The following is a 20,241-nucleotide window of genomic DNA, read 5'->3' on the forward strand; positions in this document are numbered from 1 at the left end:
AGACAGACTATCCGCAACACAGACAGAATTGGACGGGCGACCCCCGTCTCTTGACACCGCTGCCGCCCAGCCACAAGCCCGAACGACAGCGTTGGACATTCACATTACCGTAATGGAGATGCAAGATGAATCACACGCCACAAGATTTGCGCACACAAACGCTGGAGCTGATTAACGCGGCCGGCAATGCGAACAAGGCGGCAGCGCCTGTCGTACAACTGGTGCAGGCATGGCTCGACTCGCTCGACGCCGAAGACCTGGCCGATATCGCGCCCGACAGCCTGGCGCCCGTGCTGGTCGACGGTTTTACGCAAGCGGCCAAGCGCACCGGCAGCGGCTGCCAAATCGCCACCCTGCGTTATGCGGATGGCCGTGGCGGCATGGCGAGCGCCTTGCTGATCCTGAACGAAGACATGCCTTACCTGGTCGACTCCATCGTCATGGCCATGCGCCGCCAGCACCTGGCCGTGCGCGGCGTGATGAACACCGTGTTGCCCGTGCGCCGCGCCGCTGACGGCAGCGTCGAAGCGGTGCGCCAGCCTGGCGACCCGCTCGAATCGTATGTGCTGGTACTGCTCGACGAAGAGCTGGCGCCGGAAGCCCTGGCTGCGCTGGTCGCCGCCCTGGAGATGGTCGCGCGTGACGCCGCCGTCGTGCGCCGCGATGCTGCCGCCATGGGCGAGCGCCTGGCCTCCGTCGCCGTGGCTGCTGTCCAGCATGGCGAAGAAGGCGCGGAAGTCGCCGCCTTCCTGGAATGGGCCCGCAGCGGCGGCTTTGAAGTGTTCGGCTATGCGTACTACCGCGTCAAGCCGGGCGTGCGCGAACTCGAACGCGACATCCCGAGCCGCGTCGGCGTGCTGCAGGATACGGCCCACCCCGTCTACAGCACCTGCCTGGCGAATATTCCCGGCGACTTCGACACCCTGGCCAAGCGCGAATCGGCGCTGTCCATCGTCAAGGCCGACGTGGCGGGCACTTTGCACCGCGACCAGCAGCTCGATTTCATCGGCGTGCGCGACATGGATGCGCAAGGCGCGATCCTGGGCGAGCATTGCTTTGTCGGCCTGTTCACCCGCGCCGGCAATTCCACCCCGCTGGCGGCGCTGCCGTTTGCGCGCGGCCGCGTGGCCAAGGTACTGAGCCTGGCCGGCGTACGCCAGCAAGGCTTCCGCGCCGAGAAATTCCGCGAAATCCTCGAATCCCTGCCGCGCACCGAAGCGCTGGAAGCGGATCTCGACTGGCTGGCGCAAGTGTGCGGCGCCGTCGTGTCGCTGTACAAGCAGCCGCGCACCAAGGTCTTTGCGCGCCGCGACGTGTACGCGCGCCACCTGAACGTGCTGGTCTACCTGCCGCGCGAGCGCTACAGCGCCAGCGTGGCATCGAGCCTGGCAAAAGCCCTGCAAGCCAGTTCCGGCGCCACGCACGTGAGCACGCAAACCCTGGTGGCCGACGGTCCCCTGGCGCGCGTCTACCTGATCGCGCATGCCGCCCGTTACCCGCTGGACCTGGAAACGGATATCGAACAGCCGCTCCTTAGCGTGCTCGATGGCTGGCATAACGGCTTTGCCGCCGTGGCCGACGCCGTGCCCGACGTGGCCCTGCGCACCAGCCTGCGCAAACTCTGTGCCACCTTGCCGCTCGATTACGTTGCCGCCACCGCGCCGGCCGTCGCCTTCCGCGATCTCGACACCATCCTGCGCAACACCGACCCATCGCATGTGGCCGTGCGCATCGAGACGGGTGCCGTCACCACCATCCGCCTGCATTCGGCCAACAAGGTGCCGCCGCTGTCGGCCATCCTGCCGGCCCTGCACAATGCGGGCGTGGCCATCGACCGCGAGCAGGCCTTCTCGATTTCGCCACCGGACGGCACGCGCTATTTCGTCACCAGCCTGACGGTCGATGCCGCCAGCGCGGCGAAACTGGCACAGCCATCCGTCGTCGCCGTGGCGCAGGAACTGTTTGCTGCCCTGTTCAATGATGAAGCTGAAGATGGCCGCCTGAATGGCCTGGTCATCGAAGGCGGTTTGTCGACGCGCGAAGTGCAGCTGGTGCGCGCCTACACCAGCTACTGGCGCCAGACGGGCAGCCGCTTCTCGGTGCGCTACATTGCCGAAAGCCTGCGCAAGCAGCCGGCCCACGTGAAAGCCCTGGTTGACGCCTTCCTGCAACGCTTCGATCCCGCGCTGTCCGACGCGCAGCACGCGGCCGCCCTGGAGGCGATCGCCACCATCAAGGCCGGCCTGCCATCCGTGAACCACGCCGATACCGAGGAAATTCTCGGTGCGCTGGCCGACCTGATGGCCGCCACCCTGCGCACCAGCTATTTCCAGAACAATCAAGCCGGCGACAAGATCATCTTCAAGTTCGACACCAGCAGCCTGGCGCTGGTGCCGGAACCGCGTCCTTACCGCGAGATTTTTGTCTTCTCGCGCCGCTTTGAAGGCGTGCACCTGCGCGGCGGCCCTGTCGCCCGTGGCGGCTTGCGCTGGTCCGACCGCATGGAAGACTACCGCACCGAAGTGCTGGGCCTGGTGAAAGCCCAGATGGTCAAAAACGCCGTCATCGTGCCGGCCGGCGCGAAGGGCGGTTTTGTCTGCAAGATGATGCCGAAGGACGCCGTGCGCGAAACCATCGCGGCCGAAGGCGAAGCCGTGTATCGCCTGTTCATTTCCAGCCTGCTGGAAGTGACGGACAACCGTTCGCTGGGCAATATCGTGCCGCCGGTCGATACCGTCTGCTTCGATGAAGCCGATCCTTACCTGGTGGTCGCCGCCGACAAGGGCACGGCCACGTTCTCGGACATCGCCAACGGCATCGCCGTGCAGCGCGGTTTCTGGCTCGGCGACGCGTTCGCCTCGGGCGGCTCGAACGGTTATGACCACAAGAAGCTGGGCATCACGGCCAAGGGCGCATTCGAAGCCGTGAAGCGCCACTTCTATGAAATGGACCACGACTTGAACACCACGCCGATCACCATGGTCGGCGTGGGCGACATGTCCGGCGACGTGTTCGGTAACGGCGTATTGCTGTCGCGCCAGCTGAAACTGGTGGCCGCATTCGACCACCGCCACATCTTCCTCGACCCGACACCGGACGTCGCCGTCTCGTTCGACGAACGCGCGCGCCTGTTCGCCTTGCCGCGCTCTTCGTGGGACGACTACAACAAGGAATTGATCTCGGCAGGCGGCGGCGTGTATCCGCGTTCCGCGCGCACCATCGAGCTGTCGCCGCAAATCCGCGCCGCGCTCGATATCGCGGAAACCTCGCTGGCGCCGGAAGAACTGATGCACCGCATCCTGAAGTCGCCGGTGGATCTGTTCTACAACGGCGGCATCGGCACCTATATCAAGGCATCGACCGAGACGCACGCCCAGGTGAAGGACCGCGCCAACGACCATATCCGCGTCAGCGGCAATGAGCTGCGCGTGAAAGTGGTGGCCGAAGGCGGCAACCTGGGTGCGACGCAGGCAGGCCGCATCGAGTTCGCGCTGACGGGTGGGCGCATCTTCACCGATGCGATCGACAATTCGGCCGGCGTGGATTGCTCGGACCATGAAGTGAACGTGAAAATCTGGCTGGACGTGGAAGTCAATGCGGGCAAGCTGACGGAAGCGGAACGCAATCGCGAGCTGTATGCGATGACGGACGACGTCGAGCGCCTGGTCTTGCGCGACAACACGCAGCAGACGCATTTGCTGTTGCGCGAGTTGCAGGCGCAAAGCGAAAGCGCGGTGCAGGATGGCTATGCCGCGCTGATCGCCAGCCTGGAAGAAGAGGGTGCCCTGTCGCGCGAGCTGGAGCAACTGCCTTCGGTGGCCGAACTGGCGCGCCGCAAGCTGGATAACCGTGGCCTGACCACGCCGGAACTGGCGGTGGTGATCGCCAACGTGAAGAACCGCTTCAAGCGCATCTTGTCCGCGCTGCCGTTGACGGATGAAACCTGGGCCGAACCGGTCTTGAAACCGTACTTCCCGTCGCTGCTGGTGGAAACCCGTTCGGCGCTCGACCACCCGCTGGCCAACGCTATCCTGGCGACCGTGCTGGCCAATGAAGTGATCAACCGCTGCGGCCCGCTGATGATCCGCAACCTGGCGGCAGAACATGGCGTGGACGAGTCGGCCGTGATCCTGGCCTGGGGCCAGGCCTGGGTGGCGCTGAATCTGGCGCCCGTCTTCGACGCGCTCGATGCGGATGCCTTGACGATTCCGCGTGCCGTGTCGATCAAGGTCGACGCGCAAACGCGCGTGCTGCAGCAGACCATGATCGCGGGCGTCTTGTCCGTGCCGGCCGAGCAATTGCGTGGCGCCGGCCTGGCCGAACTGACGCGTTTGTTTGGTGCGGAATCGAAGCGCGAACTGCTGCAAGCCGTTGGCATCAAGTCCGAAGCGGCGCTGGTGCCGGGTTTGACGCCGGCCTTCGTGCAAGCGTGGGATGCGGTCGACGCGCTGGAAGTCGTCGCCGGCTTCCTGTTCCCGGCCCTGTCCGTGCCGCGTCCTGCGGCGATGGACCTGGCGGCCTTCCTGCAAGTGGGCCTGGCCCTGCGCAGCCAGGCGGGCATCGATACGCTGGAGCGTGGCCTGAAGCTGGCCGCGCAAGGCAAATCGCAGGAACAGTTGCGCAACTACGCGCAGCAAGCGCTGCGCCGCACGCAACAGCGTCTGCTGACGCAGGTGCTGGCGCGTGCCGGGCAAGGCAATGCGGGCCAGGCCGTCGATGCGGTGACGGGCGCGCTGGGCTTGTCGGCGTATGTGGCGGCGACGGAACTGGAGCAAGCCATGCTGGACGTGTGGACGCTCTCCGAGGCTGTGAATAAAGTGACAGTGGAAGCGGCGGTGTAATGACGCAAGCAGTACGACAAGTTGGACCGGGCGCTGGCGGCTTGCCGCCAGCCGTGCAGGCGCTGGCGCAGGCCGATTTCAGCGGCGTGGCGCAGTTGTTTGCCAACGCCGGTTTCACGGTGGCCTTGCCGGCGCCGGGCATGCTGCAAGTCGTCAAGCCGCAAGCCGATGCGGGGCGCGCCAGCGTGGCCGTCTCGGTGGGCGTGCATGGCGATGAGACGGGGCCGATCGAAGTGCTGGCGCATCTGCTCGACGCGCTGTCGCGCGATGCGTCGATGCTGGCCGTCGACCTGCTCGTCTGTGTGGGCAATGTCGATGCGATCCGGGCCGGCAAGCGTTTCATCGACGCCGACCTGAATCGCATGTTCCGCCCCGTGCGGGGGAGTTTGGCGCAAGCGGCGGAAAGCGCGCGCGCCGATGAAATGATCGCTGCGACAACAGCGTTCTTTGCAGCGGCCGGTCCCGTGCGCTGGCACCTGGATTTGCACACGGCCATCCGGCCTTCCGTGTACCCCACGTTTGCCATCGTGCCGGACCTGGTGGCCGACGACGCCAAGGCGCAGCTGATAGCCTGGCTGGGCCAGGCGGCCATCGGCGCCATCATCATGAACCCGCAGTCGGCCGGCACGTATAGTTATTATTCGGCCGAACATTGCGGTGCGGCCGCCAGCACGGTGGAGCTGGGCCGCGTGGGCACTCTGGGGCAGAACGATTTATCGCTGTTCGACGACGTGTCGCGGGCGCTCGATGGCTTGCTGCGTGGGCTGCCTGCGCAGCCCGTCAAGGCGCAACCGCACGTGTTCAAGGTGGCGCAGGAAATCATCAAGCACAGCGATGAATTCCGCATGGCGTTTGACCGCAGCACGCAAAACTTTACGTCGCTGCCGCAGCACGCCGTGATCGCCAGCGATGGCGAGCACGTCTACACGGTGCGGCACGCAGAAGAGCTGGTGGTATTCCCGAACCCGGACGTGCGCGTGGGCTTGCGCGCCGGCTTGATGGTGGTGCGCGTGGCCTGATCGTCCAGCCTTCACACAGCATTTGGCGCCAGCCGGGGAAACCCGTTTGGCGCCATTTTTTTGCCTGGCGTTCGGTGCGCACCCGCAGGCGGCGCCTCGGGTACACTGGCTCATCGTTCACTATCAGGAGTTCGCCATGTCCGTGTCTATGTATCAGGCAACCATTCCCGTCTTCATCCGCGGCTTGCGGGTCGTTTCGGCCCTGCTGGAAAAAGCGCAAGCGCACGTGGAGGAAGATGGCATCGTGCCCGAGATTTTACTGGGCGCGCAGCTGGCGCCCGACATGCTGGACTTGACGGCGCAGGTGCAGCGCGCCAGCGATACGTCGAAGATGTCGGTCGAGCGCCTGAGCGGCGTGCCGGCGCCGAAGTTCGAGGATAACGAAGCGTCGTTCGAGCAGCTGCAAGAGCGCATCGCCAACACCATCGCCTACATCGACAGCGTCAACGCGGGCCAGATGGCTGGCAGCGCGCAGAAGGAAGTCGTGCTGAACTGGACAGACGAGGGCAAGAAATTCTCGGGCGACGATTACCTGCTCGGCTTTGCCTTGCCGAACTTCTATTTTCACGTCTCCATGGTCCACGCCATTCTCAGAAACAATGGCGTGGCCGTGGGCAAGCTCGACTATCTGGGACCTTACGATTAACGTTGCGGTTGCTGCTCAACCTGGTTCTGCACCGCATTGCCCAGCATGCCGCCGCCGATCACGCCGGCCACCGTCGCCAGCGCCTTGCCGCGGCCGCCACCGACCTGATTGCCGATCAAGCCGCCGATAACGGCACCCGTGCCGATGCCCACGTAGTTCGGTTGTGCCGGTGCCGGCGCAGGCACTGGCTGCTGCTGGCGCACCGGTTCGCGGTAGGCCGTGTCGCGGTAGCCATCGTTGTTGTTATTGTAGGCAGGACGCGCCTGTGCCACTGGCGTGTGGTGCACGACGCGCTTGTGCACGACGGGTGCTGGGGCTGGCGCCGGGGCAGCTTGTGCGACGACGGGCGCGGCAACCGGTGCGGCCACAGGCGCTGCCAGGGCCGCCACGTCGGCAGGTGCGGCCGCTGCGGCCGGCACATTCGCCCGCGAATTGGGCAGGATGCCGGCGATGGACGCCGCGCCGACCAGGCACAGGACCGTCACGGAAATGGCGGCGCCGGCCATCAAGGGGTGGATGCGGCTGGCGGTGGTCGTCGTGTTCATGTGTTCTCCTGGGGTGGTATTGCCGGTGTTATTGATGTGTCCAGATTAGCGGCCGCGCCTGCCCAAGGCTAGCCCTTGCGCTGTATCAAACGTAAGCAGGTGTAAGCCCTGCTGTCCAAAGCGCAGTAGAATCGGTGCTTCCCCCTTTCCGAAAGTCCGCCATGAGCCAGCTATTCACGCCGTATGCACTGGGGCCGCTGCAGGTGGCCAACCGCATCGCCATTGCGCCCATGTGCCAGTACTCGGCCGACAATGGCAACGCCACCGACTGGCACATGATCCACCTGGGCCACCTGGCCCTGTCCGGCGCGGGCTTGCTGATGACGGAAGCGACGGCCGTCTCGCCCGAGGGACGCATCTCGGCCGATGACCTGGGCCTGTGGTCGGATGCGAATCAAACGGCGCTGGCCAAGGTGGTGCAGGCGATCCGCCATCATTCTCCGATTCCATTGGTGGTGCAACTGGGCCACGCGGGACGCAAGGCGTCGAGCCGCGCGCCATGGGACGGCGGCGCCTGCGTGCACCTGGCCGACGGCGGCTGGCAAACGGTGGCGCCGTCCGCCATTGCCCACGCACCGGGCGAAACGGTGCCGCTCGCCCTCGACGAGATGGGCTTGTTGCAAATCAAGGGCGCCTTTGTCGCGGCCGCCCAGCGCGTGCATGCGCTCGGTATTGAGGGCATCGAACTGCACGCGGCGCACGGCTATCTGCTGCACCAGTTCCTGTCGCCCCTGTCGAATCACCGCACCGATGCGTATGGCGGCAGCCTGGACAACCGCATGCGCTTTCCGCTGGAAATCTATGAAGCCGTGCGCGCCGCCGTGCCGGCCACGGTGGCCGTGGGCGTGCGCCTTTCCGCCACCGACTGGGTCGAGGGCGGCTGGGAAATCGAGCAAAGCGTGCGCTTTGCGCAGGAACTCAAGCAACTGGGCGCCGATTTCATCCACGTCTCCAGTGGCGGCATTTCGCCACAGCAGCAGATTCCTGTGGGACCGGGTTACCAGGTGGCGTTTGCCGAACGCATCAAGCGCGACAGCGGCTTGCCTACGATTAGCGTGGGCTTGATCACGGAAGCGCAGCAGGCGGAAGATATCATCGCCAATGGCCAGTCCGACATGGTGGCGCTGGCGCGCGCCATCCTGTTCGACCCGCGCTGGCCCTGGCATGCGGCGGCCCAGCTGGGTGCGCAAGTGTCGGCGCCACCGCAGTACTGGCGCTCGCAGCCGCGCGAGTACAAGAACCTGTTCGGCGACACCACCCTGGGCCAGCGCTAAGAGACCTGCTCTGCTACACTGACGCTTCTTCCCCATTTCTCCAGGACGCTTCGACATGCGCCATTGATACTGCCGTGCTGTGCACGGCCTCGCCCTTCCCGCCAGCGCAGCATTGCGCCGCGCGGGTTCGCCAGCCTTGCTCAAGGAGTATCCATGCCTGCATTACTACAACTCGACCGTCTTTCCTTTGTGCTGCCCGATGGACGCACCCTGTTTTCTGATTTGCAATTTGCCTTTGCCCCGCAACGTATCGGCCTCGTCGGCGATAACGGCGTGGGCAAGAGCGTGCTGGCGCGCCTGCTGGCGGGCCAGGCGCAGCCGTCTTCTGGCGCCGTGCGCTGCGACGGCAGCGTGCATTACGTGGCGCAGGAGCTCGATCCGCAACGCTACCCCAGCGTGGCGGCGCTCGCCGGCATGCAGGAGGTGCTGGCCGCGCTGGCACGCATCGCCGCCGGCAGCATCGACGAGGTCGACTACGCCCTGGTGGGCGAGCGCTGGGATGCCCACGCCCGTTTGCGCCAGGCGCTCGATGCGCTCGATTTAGGCCATGTCGATGCCGACACGCCGACGAGTCGCCTCAGCGGTGGCGAACGCCAGCGCATCGCCTTGCAGGGTGCCTGGCTGTCGCAGGCGGACTGGCTGGTGCTCGATGAACCGAGCAACCACCTTGATGCTCAGCAGCGCGCCCGCCTGGTGGCGCAGATGGCGCGCTGGCCCGGCGGCTTGCTGTTGATCAGCCATGACCGCGCCTTGCTGCAGCACGTCGATGCCATCGTCGAGCTGTCGCCGCAGGGCTTGCGCAGCTATGGCGGCAATTACGCCTGGTATGCGCAGCAGCGGGAACTGGAGCAGGCCGGCTACGTTGCCGCCCTGCTAGCGGAAAAGGCCGGTGCCAGACGCGAACAGCGCGAGGCGCAGCAGCAGGCCGAACGCCAGCAGAAAAGGGTGGTGCGTGGTGAACGGGATGGCCGCGAAGGCAATCAAAGCAAGCTGCTGCTCGACGCGCGCAAGGAGAAAAGCCAGGATAGCCAGGGCAAGCTGCGCCTGCGCGCGCAAGAGGCGCAGCAGGCGCGCCAGCAAAGGGTGATGGACGCCAGCGCGCGCTGTGCGCCCGAGGTCGAACGGCTGCTGCTGGCGCCCGAGAGCCTGGTGCCGAATGGCAAATTGCTGCTGGAATTGCGCGATGTGGTCTTGCCGCATGGCCAGGCGCACGCGATCAACCTGGTACTCAGCGGGCCGCGCCGCCTGGCCGTGACGGGCGACAATGGCAGCGGCAAGTCGACCCTGCTGCGCGTGATCGCCGGACAGCTGGCACCGGCCAGCGGCGCGCTGCGCTGCCATGCGCAGGTGGCCTGGCTGGATCAGCACGCGGGCCTGCGGGAAGGCGAGCGGAGCGCCGTGCAGCGCTTGCAAGCACGCAACAGCGTTGTGCCGGAAGGCGAGCTGCGCACGCGGCTGGCGCTGCTGGGCATTGCCGGCGCGCGCGCCACCATGCCCAGCCGTTTGCTCAGCGGCGGCGAGCGCATGAAGGTGGCGCTGGCGGCCGAACTGTATGCGCAGGCGCCGCCGCAACTGCTGTTGCTCGATGAACCCGACAATCATCTGGACCTGGCCAGCCTGCAGGCGCTCGAGCAGATGCTGCTGCAATTTCAGGGGGCGTTACTTGTGGTTTCGCACGACCAGGCATTTCTAAAGGCCATAAACCTTGACCCGGAGGGCTTGACATTGCACAAGTGACAATTTAATGAAAAAAGTCACGCTCGATGCCTGTAGAGCATGCTTCATGAACCAATGCTGAATTTTGTTTGATTGTCGGTATAATCCACTGAATAACCGGGCCTATTTGTGAACTAAAACTGCTCGTTCACCAATATGATGACGTTTAATCTGGCACTGTTGTCGGTCACTACCGCGCTGCCAGGGCGTCCTCCTCCGTGCCCTGCCGTGCATGAATTTTGGTTTCGCTTATATTGTTTTCTTGGAGAAATAGCATGTCGTTTTACGAAAAACTCAAAGCCCTCAACATTGAACTGCCAGTCGTTGCCGCGCCAGCTGCTGCCTACGTGATGCATGCCCGCACGGGCAATACCGTCTTCCTGTCCGGCCACCTGGCCAAGAAGGATGGCAAGGTCTGGGTTGGACAACTAGGCAAGGACGTCACCACGGAAGAAGGCAAGATCGCTGCGCGCGGCATCGCCATCGAACTGATCGCCACCTTGCAAGACGCCTGTGGCGGCGACTTGAACAAGGTCAAACGCATCGTCAAGGTCATGAGCCTGGTCAATTCCACCTCCACCTTCACGGAACAGCACCTGGTGACCAATGGCGCCTCGGAACTGTTCGTCGAAGTCTTCGGCGACAGCGGCAAGCATGCCCGCTCGGCCTTCGGCGTGGCGCAAATCCCGCTGGGTGCTTGCGTCGAGATCGAACTGATCGCCGAACTGGCCTGATCATCTGCACATGCCGGCGCTTGTCGCCGGCGCACCGTTTCCTCCTTTCCAGCAAGAGCGGAACCGCCATTGGAGGCAGGGATCGGTGTATTCAAGAAAAAAACGGAGACACGTAATGAAAACGAGTGAACAAGGCTTGCACCGCGGCCTGGGCGAGCGGCAAATCCGCCTGATGGCGCTGGGCGCCGCGATTGGCGTGGGCCTCTTTTTGGGTTCCGGCAACGCCATCAAGATGGCCGGTCCCGGCATCATGCTGTCGTACATCATCGGTGGCGCGGTCATCTTCATGATCATGCGCGCGCTGGGCGAAATGGCCGTGCACAATCCCGTGGCCGGTTCTTTCAGCCGCTATGCCCAGGATTACCTGGGTCCCCTGCAAGGCTATCTGACGGGCTGGAACTACTGGTTCCTGTGGCTCGTCACCTGTGTGGCGGAAATTACCGCCGTCGCCATCTACATGGGCATCTGGTTCCCCGACGTGCCGCGCTGGATCTGGGCCCTGGCGGCCTTGGGCTCCATGGGCGCGATCAACCTGCTGGCCGTGAAAGCTTACGGCGAGTTTGAATTCTGGTTCGCCCTGATCAAGGTGGTCACCATCATCCTGATGATCATCGGCGGCACGGGCATGATCGTCTTCGGTCTGGGCAACGATGGCGTGGCCATCGGCATCTCGAACCTGTGGACGCATGGCGGTTTCTTCCCGAATGGCGCGCAAGGCGTGCTGATGTCGCTGCAGATGGTGATGTTTGCCTATCTGGGCGTGGAAATGATCGGCCTGACGGCCGGCGAAGCGGCCAACCCGAAGAAATCGATTCCGGACGCTATCAATTCGGTGTTCTGGCGCATCCTGATTTTCTATGTCGGCGCGCTGTTCGTCATCCTGTCGATTTACCCATGGAATGAAATCGGCACCACCGGCAGTCCCTTTGTGATGACGTTCGAACGCCTGGGCATCAAGACGGCCGCCGGCATCATCAACTTCGTCGTGCTGACGGCGGCCTTGTCGTCGTGCAATGGCGGCATCTTCAGCACCGGTCGCATGCTGTACAACCTGGCGCTGCAAGGCCAGGCGCCGAAGGCGTTTGCGGAAACCACGGCCAGCGGCGTGCCGCGCCGCGCCATCCTGGTGTCCGTCTTCGCGCTGTTGCTGGGCGTGCTGCTGAACTACCTGGTGCCGGAAAAAGTGTTTATCTGGGTCACCTCGATTTCTACCTTCGGCGCCGTCTGGACCTGGGGCGTGATCCTGGTCACGCAGATCCAGTTCCGCAAGACCTTGACGCCGCTGGAAATCAAGAACCTGGCCTTCCGCATGCCGTTCGCACCGTACGGTTCCTGGATTTCGCTGGCCTTCCTGGCGCTGGTGATCGGCCTGATGGCGTATTTCCCTGATACGCGCATCGCCCTGATGGTCGGACCAGCCTGGCTGATCCTGCTGACGGTGCTGTACTACGTGCTGGGTCTGGCGCCGAAAGACCGCCGCGACGACGTGCCGCAAGGCTACGAAGCAGGCTGGCCACCGGCCGATGCGCCACACGTCAAGAAGTAAGCCAGCGTAGTTGAGCTGAGTCAAAAGCGCGCCCCTGCTCCTGCAGCGGCGCGCTTTTTCTTTCATACAAGCAATTTCTTCTTCGCCAGCACTCCTGCGACTTTACTGGCGCACGCCTGGCGTTGTTTCCTTGCATCAAAGTTCTGTTTAGCTGAGCCGATGAAAGCCCTATAATCGCTTAGTTTTGAAAATGGACGCGATCTTTCCGGTTTTTTGCCAGGTAGGGCCGGAGCGCCGTTTCAAGTCTTTTTACCCGTCGTACGAAAATACGTATGCCTCATAAAGGAATGCTAGTGAGCCAAACCCTGGTCCAGAAACTTTGCCGCACCAAGCCGATCGATACCACGGTCGACTATGGTGAAGGCCTCAGCAGCAGCGGCTTGAGCCGGTCCATCGGCCTGTTTTCCCTCACCATGATCGGCGTCGGCGCCACCATCGGCACGGGCATTTTCTTTACCATGGTCGAAGCCGTCCCCAAGGCGGGCCCTTCGGTCGTCCTGTCTTTCCTGATCGCCGCCATCACGGCCGGCTTGACGGCCTTGTGCTACGCGGAGCTGTCGTTCCGCATTCCCGCCTCCGGCTCCTCGTATTCGTTTGCCTACGCCACCGTGGGTGAGTTTCTTGCCTTCATCATGGCCGCCTGCTTGCTGCTCGAATACGGGTTGGCGGGCAGTGCCGTGGCCATCGGCTGGTCGTCCTACCTGAACAACTTCCTGGAAAATGCCTTCGGCTGGCACATTCCCGAGATGCTGCGCACGCCGATGATCGTTTCTGGCCCGCATGGCATGGAGTTTCATGCCGGCCACATCAACCTGCCGCCGATCTTTTTGATCTGCATGTGCGGCTTCTTGCTGCTGCGCGGCGCCAAGGAATCGGCCCTGATGAATGCCATCATGGTCATCATCAAGCTGGCGATCCTGGTGTTTTTTGTCGTCATCGCGTTTTCCGGATTCAATGCCGACAACTTTTTCCCCTTCTTTAATACTGACAATAGCAAGGGCTTTGCCGGCATGACGGGCGTCACCGCCGCGGCCGGCACCGTGTTCTTCTCCTTCATCGGCCTCGATACGGTGGCCACCGCAGGCGACGAAGTGAAAAATCCCACGCGCAATGTGCCGCGCGGCATCCTCGGTGCCTTGCTTATCGTCACCGTGTTTTACCTGCTGGTGGCCGTGGCCGCGCTCGGTGCGCAACAGGCAAAATTGTTCGAAGGCCAGGAAGCGGGCCTGGCGGTGATCCTGCAAAACGTCACGGGCAAGACCTGGCCCGCCCTCGTGCTGTCGGCCGGCGCCGTCATTTCCGTCTTCAGCGTGACCCTGGTGACGATTTACGGCCAGACGCGTATCCTGTTTGCCGTCAGCCGCGACGGCCTGATCCCGAAGTCGTTCCAGAAGATCCACCCGCGCACGCTGGTGCCAGTCAGCAATACCATCATCGTCTGCCTGGTGGTGGCCGTGGTGGCCGGCTCCATCGATGCCACTTATTTGTGGGACATGGTCAGCATCGGCACCCTGACCGCCTTCATGGTCGTCTCGGTTGCCGTGCCCGTGCTGCGCCACAAGCAGGGCGCCAACCGCATCGAAGGCTTCAGCGTGCCGTTCGGCCCGTATGTGATTCCCGGCATGAGCATCCTGGCGTGCCTGTACATCATGCGCGATTTGCCGCATACGACGTTTGTCGTGTTCAGCGTGTGGATGGCGGTAACGGTGGCCATTTACTTCCTGTACAGCATGCGGCATTCGCACCTGGGCAAGAAGGCCCGCTAATGCAGCCTGTTCCAGCCAAAACCGCCGCGCTTGCCGGCGGTTTTTTTTATTTCTAACCGGAATTTACATGATGAAAATAACTGATCTGGCCGCCTGCGGCTTGCTGGCTAGCAGCCTTCTGGCGAGCCTGGCGCAGGCCGCCCCTGCAACCGAGCCGGCATTGCGCGATTACCGCGCCGTGGCCCTGTCGGCCAATGGCCAGCACATCGCCGCCATCGAATCGAGCAAGGCGGCGGAACAGCCGCAGCCGCAGCCGCAGCGCCCGCATGCAGTCATCGTCGTGCGCGATGCCGCCAACGGCGCCATCGTGCAGCAATTCGATCCTTGCACCGTGTGTTCGTACGACAAGCCCAGCTGGTCGCCGGACGGCAGGCAGCTGGCCTTCGTCGGCTACGACGCCAAGGCGGGCACGGCGCAGCTGTACCTGGCCACCCTGTCGCAGGCGCCGGTGCGGATGTTAACCAGTATCAAGGGCGTGGCCAACACGGCGCGCTGGTCGCCCGATGGCAAGCAGGTCGCCTTGCTCGCCACGGTGGGCGCGCGCAAGCTGGCCGGCGCCGCGGAGGCAGGCGCGCGCCAGGTGGGTGAAGTGGGCAGCGAAGACGATGCCCAGCGCATCGCCGTGGTGTCTGCCAGCGGCGGTGAGCCGCGTTTGCTGTCACCAGGCGACACCTATGTGTATGAATACAGCTGGACGCCCGATGGCCGCGGCTTCGTCGCCACCAGCGCGCAAGGTAATGGCGACAGCAACTGGTGGGTCGCCAAGCTCAGCCATATCGATGCGGCCACGGGCGCCCTGCGCGTGATCGCTTCACCGGCCATGCAGCTGAACCTGCCATCGGTTTCGCCGGATGGCAAGACGGTGGTCTTCATCGGCGGCCTGATGAGCGATTTCGGCTCCATCGGCGGCGATATCTACACGGTGCCGCTGGCCGGCGGCACGCCGCGCAATCTGACGCAAGATTATCGCGGTACCTTCAATGGCGTCGTCTGGCGCGGTACCGGTTTGCTGGCAACGGCCCTGATCGATTCGCAGCTGGCGCTGGTGCCCCTCGATGCGCAAAGCGGTCCGGCCCAGCCGCTGCTGCTCGGTGAGATCAGCAGCAGCGGCAGCGATGGCCGTCTGTCGTTCAGCGCCGATGGCCGGCAAGCCGCTGCCGTACAGGAAGATTTTACGCACCCTTCTTACCTGGTGGCGGGACCGGTGGGCCAGCTGAAAAAGATCACGCGCGACAATGACGGCTTTGCGCCGCAACTGACGGTGCGGAACGTGGGCTGGAACAACGAGCAATACAAGGTGCAGGGCTGGCTGCTGGGACCGTTGTCGGTGGAGGCTGGCAAGCGCTACCCGATGATCGTCAACGTGCATGGCGGCCCAGGCGCTGCCGCCTCGCCCCGTTATGTGGCAGCGAGCACCGTGATCGAGGAATTGACGCAAAAAGGCTATTTCGTCTTCCTGCCGAATCCACGCGGCAGCTTTGGCCAGGGCCAGGCGTTTACGCGCGCCAATATGGCCGACTTTGGCGGCGGCGACTGGCGCGACATCCTGGCCGGTATCGATGCGGTGGAAAAAGTGGCACCCGTCGACGGCCAGCGCCTGGGCCTGATCGGCCATTCGTATGGCGGCTTCATGACCATGTGGGGCGTCACGCACAGCGACCGCTTCAAGGCGGCCGTGGCGGGCGCGGGCGTATCGAACTGGATCAGTTATTACGGCCAGAACGGCATCAACCAGTGGATGATCCCCTTCTTCGGCGCCTCCGCCTATGACAAGCCCGAGGTCTACCGCCGTGCCTCGCCGATCGAATCGATCAAGGCGGCCAAGACGCCGACCCTGATCTATGTGGGCGAGCGCGACGTGGAAACGCCGGCCGCCCAGTCGCTGGAATTCTGGCACGGCTTGCGCGCCATGGGCGTGCCGTCCAGCCTGTTCATCTACGACGGCGAAGGCCATTCCTTCCGCAAGCCCGAACACCAGCGCGACTTGCAGAAACGCACCATCGGCTGGTTTGAACGGTATTTGAAGTAGTGATCAGTGGCCTGCCGCAGGCAGGCCAGCCTGGATAACGCGGCTGACAAAATGTTCAGGGCTAGGCGCCGTGCCGAAGGCAGTACGAATGTACGACGAGGCGCGGCAACAACGCCATGGACTTTTTGTCAGGCGCGCGGTGAAACGATATGCACGATCGCGGCGCTATGTACCACAATCTTGTCCGCATCTGCCTGCAACAACCGGATGCGTCGCTTGACCAGCGGCCAGCCGGACCAGGCTACGTCGCTGACGGGCGGCGCGGCAGGAGCGGCCAGCGGCGCGCTGATGGCCGCCTTGTCGTCGAGTTGCTCCAGCGCGCGCGACAGGGTCAGGCACACTTGCGTGTGGCTGTGGCCAAGCAGGGCGTTGACGGGCGCGACAGGCAGCTGGCTGGCGTGGCGCCCCAGGATCGAGCGCAGCGCCGCCACGTGGGCCACCAGCAAGTAATTTTGCACGATGAACAGGTTGATGTCTTCCACGGCCCGCTGCTTGCTGGCCGGTTCGTCGAGCATGCGCACCAGTGCCGAGCTGAGGGTGGCCAGGCTGTCCATCAAACGCTTGCGCTCGATGCGGTAGGCGAAATCATCGAAGCATTTCCCCTGCAGCAGCGCGAAGCTGGCCTGCATATAGCCGAGGTTCACGTTGAGCACCTGGCGCACGAGGCGTGGCAGGCTCTGGTATTCCCAGTTGGCCAGCACAAAGCTGAACACGCTGGCCACCGCCGCGCCGATCAGGGTGTCGATCAGGCGTTCGCTGACGAGGTTCGGATTGCTGGGCGCCACCAGGTGCATTTGCAGCAAGATCATCAGGCTGACGGCGATGGCCGTGTAGCGGTAGCGCAGATAAATGAAGGTGGGCGTGGCCACGATGGAGAGAAATAAAATGGCCATCAGCACGATATTGCTGTGCACAAAGCGGATCACGATGGCCGTGACCACGCAGCCGATGATGGTGCCGATGATGCGGTCGGCGCGGCGCTGGCGCGTCATGCTGAACGTGGGGCGCAAAATGATGACGATGGTGAGCACGATCCAGTAGCTGTGCGCCGCGTACGGCAGCCAGTGGCCGATCAGCAAACCTACAGAGATGGCCATCGAGACGCGCAGGGCGAAGCGGAACACGGGCGAATCGAGGCGCAAATTCGACAGCAGGGTTTTCAGCTCGTATTTCTGCTGCGACAAGAACGGCGCCATGTCGGCGCCGCTCCAGAACGGCACGTCGGCATAGACTTTTTGCGTGGCCAGGTGCAGCTCGGCTATCATTTTTAAAATGGCGCGGATCTTGTTGCGCTGCGCGCGCAGGGTCGCCAGCGCTTCCTGCGCAGCGTCGCCTTGTGCGTGCAGACGGGCAATTTCCGCTTCGATATCGGCCCATTCCTTGTCATAGCTGATCTGCGCATACGAGGCGCGCTTGCGCGTGACGGCATACGCCACGGCTTCGATATCGCGCGCCGCCTTGTAGGCGAGGTCATGCAAGGATTGCAGTACCTCGGAGTCGGTCAGGTGCTGGCGCAGCAGCGCGTAATCGGTGTGCGTGGAAAGGATCAGTTCATATAAATCGAGCATGCACACGTGCACCTGCACCACGATGGCATCCTTGCTGTTCTTGTGGCTGCGCAAAATCAGGTCGCGCGACGCTTGCTGGCGGTCGGCCAAAATGCTTTGATGGCGCACCAGCTTGTTGAATTGCTCCGTCAGATTGAAACGCGTATCGTAGAAATCGGCCTTGATGTCGATGTAGGCGGCTAACTCGAACAGGGCTTCGGCCAGCACTTGCTGTTTGATGCGGTGGCGCAAGACCCAGGCGATGGCCATGGCATAGGCCAGATAGATGAGGCCACCGAGCATGAACAGGCCCGCGTGGTGAAACGATTGCTGCCACGTCATCTCGTGCTCCATCGACATGGTCATGATGAACAGGGCGGCCAGCTGCAAGGGCATGGATTTCTTGCCGTACACCACCATCATGCTGGCGAGAAAACTCACCAGCACGAGCACCGTCATCAACAGCCACTGCACGGGCCCGCACAGGCTGATCAGCAAGGTGACGGCGCTGCACAGCAGCACGGAAGCCAGCATTTCGTTGAACTTGTGGCGCAGCGGGCTGGGCATGTCCATCAGGGTCGTGCACAGGGCGCCGATGCATACCGTCATGGCGGTGGCACTGTCGCTGATTTCCTGGACCAGCAAGGCTAAGCCCACCAGGCCGACGGCCACGCGCAAGCCCAGGTAAAAATAATGACTGTAAATAAAGGTGCGCAGGTTCAGTGCGTAGTGCATGGGATTACCTTGTGGGCAGGGCACAGAAAGAGGCGCCGCACCGGGATCTCCGATGCGGCGCCAGGATGTTGCAGTTGCTGCAGCCTTGATTTACATCAGGGCAATGACGGGGTAGCGCCGCCATTCAGGTTCGGCAAAGCGCTGGCAGTGCTCAAAGATGAAATCGAGCACGGCTTCCTGGTTGCTCAGCAGGGCCGGGTTGGCTGCTTTCCACTCGGCAAACTTGGCCGCCAGCGCCGGTTCGTCGCGCAACAGTTCGGATGCCATGTCTTCAAACACGTAATCGGAAAACGCTTCTTTCTTCTCCAGCACGCTGTTGAAGAAGCCCCAGCGGAAGAAACTGTCGTGCGCCTGCGGTTCCAGCGTTTCCACGGCGTAGCGCGCGTTGTCCTGCGCCAGGCTGATGACATAATCGCCCGCCTGCACGGTGAACTGGTCCGTGCGCGCTTCCACTTCCACCATATCGTGGAACATATGGCCTTCGTAGGCGGTGGCGCGCGTACCGACGGATGCGATGTGGTAATAGCGTGCCGTTAGCGTCTGTTCGGCGGTGATGCGGCTCATTTCCACGCCGTTCCAGCGCAGGCGCTCGATGACTTCGCGCCAGGCTTGCGGCACCACATAGGCTTTCGGCGCGGCGATGGTGACGTCCGCATCGAAGCGGTTGTAATACTTGATATCGCGTTCCCACGGCTGCGAGCGGTCGTAGGACAGGCGCTGGTAGTCGCCCAGGAGACTCGGCGTGTATTGCGCCGCGTAACCCTTGAAGGGGAAGGTCGACGGCTGCTCTTCGTTCATGGCCCAGTGGATCGGCCATTCCGCTTGCGTGCGGCCCGCCGCCTTGGCTTGCGCGCGCAATTGGCGGATTGTCTCGCCATGTTCGATGGTAAACGCCATCGTGATGTCGAGCAGGGCGCGCATGGAAGCGTAGCGGTCGGCAAACGGTTTCAACATATGCGTTTCCGGCATGAAACCGATGACGTGATGCAGGGCCGCAAAACCGGTCGAGAAACGCGGCACTTCGAGGAATTCGGCGATGCCGTGGTCCGGGCTATCCTTGACGGGATTCACATACGGGCAGGTGGGCCAGCCGGCGCTTTCCATGGCCGCAAAGATGTGCGGCAGCATGGTGTCTTGCAGGAAGGGGCCGAGGCCATTGCCCAGCTTATCCGTCTGCGTGTGGATCAGGGTCATCGTGTACGGGTAGTCGGCGCCGTTCGACGTATGCGTGTCGACCATCACGTCCGGGTCCCAGCTGGCCAGCAGGCGGTTGAACACTTGCGCGTTCAGGCTGTCGCACTTGATGAAATCGCGGTTCAGGTCCAGGTGGCGGCTATTGCCGCGGAAACCGAATTGCTCCGGGCCATCCTGGTTTACGCGCGAGGTGTTGGCGCGGTTCAGGCTGCCATCGACGTTGTAGATCGGAATGAACAGCAGCACGGTGCTGCCCAGCGCCGCCAGGCGCTCGGGTTGCGTGCAAAGGTCGCGCACGATGGCCATGCAGGCGTCGATGCCTTCCGGTTCGCCCGGGTGGATGCCGTTGTTATTGAAGAAAACGGTGCGCCCTGCGCGCTTGATTTGCTCGCGGTCGAACACGCCGTCCGCGCTGACGACGCCAGCGTGGATGGGCACGCCCGAGTCGGACAGGCCGATCTGTTCGAAATGCAGCACGTGCGGATAGCGTGCGGCGAGATCCTTGTAGAAGGTGATGCATTCCAGCCAGGTCGTGGTCTGGTTGTGGTTACCGAGTTCGTAGGTCGTGCGCAAGTCTGGTGGCATAGCGGTCTGAGTCTGGGAGGGGGAAGGCGCGCTGGGTAAGTGCGCCCGCTAGGGGCCAATTGTA

General features: G+C 63.3%; 12 protein-coding genes. 9 read left to right on the forward strand and 3 right to left on the reverse strand.

All coding sequences use genetic code 11. The features are described 5' to 3' along the window. The first annotated feature begins 125 nt into the window (after nucleotides 1-125). The 3 genes from CLU93_RS13520 (at nucleotide 126) to CLU93_RS13530 (ending at nucleotide 6,506) form a co-directional block, all read left to right on the forward strand. The gene (locus tag CLU93_RS13520; RefSeq protein ID WP_099761868.1) at nucleotides 126-4,841 is read left to right on the forward strand and encodes an NAD-glutamate dehydrogenase domain-containing protein; all 4,716 of its coding nucleotides are present in this window, start codon (nucleotides 126-128) and stop codon (nucleotides 4,839-4,841) included. Next, the gene (locus CLU93_RS13525; protein WP_099761869.1) at nucleotides 4,841-5,860 is read left to right on the forward strand and encodes a succinylglutamate desuccinylase; all 1,020 of its coding nucleotides are present in this window, start codon (nucleotides 4,841-4,843) and stop codon (nucleotides 5,858-5,860) included. The genes CLU93_RS13520 and CLU93_RS13525 overlap by 1 nt, the downstream gene beginning before the upstream one ends. 136 nt (nucleotides 5,861-5,996) lie before the next feature. Beyond that, nucleotides 5,997-6,506 (forward strand): DUF1993 domain-containing protein, encoded by a 510-nt coding sequence (locus CLU93_RS13530; RefSeq protein ID WP_099761870.1) that lies wholly within the window; start codon nucleotides 5,997-5,999, stop codon nucleotides 6,504-6,506. Here the strand turns inward: CLU93_RS13530 and CLU93_RS13535 are convergent. Next, a complete protein-coding gene (locus CLU93_RS13535) occupies nucleotides 6,503-7,051 on the reverse strand; it encodes a glycine zipper 2TM domain-containing protein (RefSeq protein ID WP_099761871.1) in 549 nt (182 codons plus the stop codon). The genes CLU93_RS13530 and CLU93_RS13535 overlap by 4 nt on opposite strands. A gap of 161 nt (nucleotides 7,052-7,212) precedes the next feature. Here CLU93_RS13535 and CLU93_RS13540 point away from each other — a divergent pair, with 161 nt between their 5' ends. The 6 genes from CLU93_RS13540 (at nucleotide 7,213) to CLU93_RS13565 (ending at nucleotide 16,116) form a co-directional block, all read left to right on the forward strand. Continuing rightward, nucleotides 7,213-8,325 carry an NADH:flavin oxidoreductase/NADH oxidase gene (locus CLU93_RS13540; RefSeq protein WP_099761872.1) on the forward strand — a complete coding sequence of 371 codons (1,113 nt, stop codon included), beginning with the start codon at nucleotides 7,213-7,215 and terminating at the stop codon, nucleotides 8,323-8,325. 153 nt (nucleotides 8,326-8,478) lie between these two features. Beyond that, complete coding sequence (locus tag CLU93_RS13545; RefSeq protein WP_099761873.1) at nucleotides 8,479-10,062, forward strand: ATP-binding cassette domain-containing protein; 1,584 nt, start codon at nucleotides 8,479-8,481, stop codon at nucleotides 10,060-10,062. A 254-nt stretch (nucleotides 10,063-10,316) separates the two neighbouring features. Further along, nucleotides 10,317-10,775: a RidA family protein gene (locus CLU93_RS13550; protein WP_070254760.1), complete on the forward strand. Its 459-nt coding sequence runs from the start codon at nucleotides 10,317-10,319 to the stop codon at nucleotides 10,773-10,775. Between the two features lie 115 nt (nucleotides 10,776-10,890). After that, complete coding sequence (locus CLU93_RS13555) at nucleotides 10,891-12,321, forward strand: amino acid permease (protein WP_099761874.1); 1,431 nt, start codon at nucleotides 10,891-10,893, stop codon at nucleotides 12,319-12,321. A 293-nt stretch (nucleotides 12,322-12,614) separates the two neighbouring features. Beyond that, nucleotides 12,615-14,087 (forward strand): amino acid permease, encoded by a 1,473-nt coding sequence (locus tag CLU93_RS13560; RefSeq protein ID WP_099761875.1) that lies wholly within the window; start codon nucleotides 12,615-12,617, stop codon nucleotides 14,085-14,087. A gap of 67 nt (nucleotides 14,088-14,154) precedes the next feature. Next, a complete protein-coding gene (locus CLU93_RS13565) occupies nucleotides 14,155-16,116 on the forward strand; it encodes a S9 family peptidase (RefSeq protein WP_257224956.1) in 1,962 nt (653 codons plus the stop codon). 128 nt (nucleotides 16,117-16,244) lie between these two features. On the opposite strand, the gene CLU93_RS13570 is transcribed toward CLU93_RS13565, so the two are convergent. Continuing rightward, the gene (locus CLU93_RS13570) at nucleotides 16,245-18,398 is read right to left on the reverse strand and encodes an FUSC family protein (protein WP_099761876.1); all 2,154 of its coding nucleotides are present in this window, start codon (nucleotides 18,396-18,398) and stop codon (nucleotides 16,245-16,247) included. A 90-nt stretch (nucleotides 18,399-18,488) separates the two neighbouring features. Further along, nucleotides 18,489-20,177 (reverse strand): M14 family zinc carboxypeptidase, encoded by a 1,689-nt coding sequence (locus CLU93_RS13575; protein WP_099761877.1) that lies wholly within the window; start codon nucleotides 20,175-20,177, stop codon nucleotides 18,489-18,491. Nucleotides 20,178-20,241 lie beyond the last annotated feature (64 nt).

This window comes from Janthinobacterium sp. 35, from assembly GCF_002754575.1.
Classification (GTDB): domain Bacteria; phylum Pseudomonadota; class Gammaproteobacteria; order Burkholderiales; family Burkholderiaceae_D; genus Janthinobacterium; species Janthinobacterium tructae.

Bases quoted from the DNA above. Each gene is read 5' to 3' on its own strand.
- CLU93_RS13520 (WP_099761868.1), top strand. From the start codon at position 126: ATGAATCACACGCCACAAGATTTGCGCACACAAACGCTGGAGCTGATT.
- CLU93_RS13525 (WP_099761869.1), top strand. From the start codon at position 4,841: ATGACGCAAGCAGTACGACAAGTTGGACCGGGCGCTGGCGGCTTGCCG.
- CLU93_RS13530 (WP_099761870.1), top strand. From the start codon at position 5,997: ATGTCCGTGTCTATGTATCAGGCAACCATTCCCGTCTTCATCCGCGGC.
- CLU93_RS13535 (WP_099761871.1), bottom strand. From the start codon at position 7,051: ATGAACACGACGACCACCGCCAGCCGCATCCACCCCTTGATGGCCGGC.
- CLU93_RS13540 (WP_099761872.1), top strand. From the start codon at position 7,213: ATGAGCCAGCTATTCACGCCGTATGCACTGGGGCCGCTGCAGGTGGCC.
- CLU93_RS13545 (WP_099761873.1), top strand. From the start codon at position 8,479: ATGCCTGCATTACTACAACTCGACCGTCTTTCCTTTGTGCTGCCCGAT.
- CLU93_RS13550 (WP_070254760.1), top strand. From the start codon at position 10,317: ATGTCGTTTTACGAAAAACTCAAAGCCCTCAACATTGAACTGCCAGTC.
- CLU93_RS13555 (WP_099761874.1), top strand. From the start codon at position 10,891: ATGAAAACGAGTGAACAAGGCTTGCACCGCGGCCTGGGCGAGCGGCAA.
- CLU93_RS13565 (WP_257224956.1), top strand. From the start codon at position 14,155: ATGATGAAAATAACTGATCTGGCCGCCTGCGGCTTGCTGGCTAGCAGC.
- CLU93_RS13570 (WP_099761876.1), bottom strand. From the start codon at position 18,398: ATGCACTACGCACTGAACCTGCGCACCTTTATTTACAGTCATTATTTT.
- CLU93_RS13575 (WP_099761877.1), bottom strand. From the start codon at position 20,177: ATGCCACCAGACTTGCGCACGACCTACGAACTCGGTAACCACAACCAG.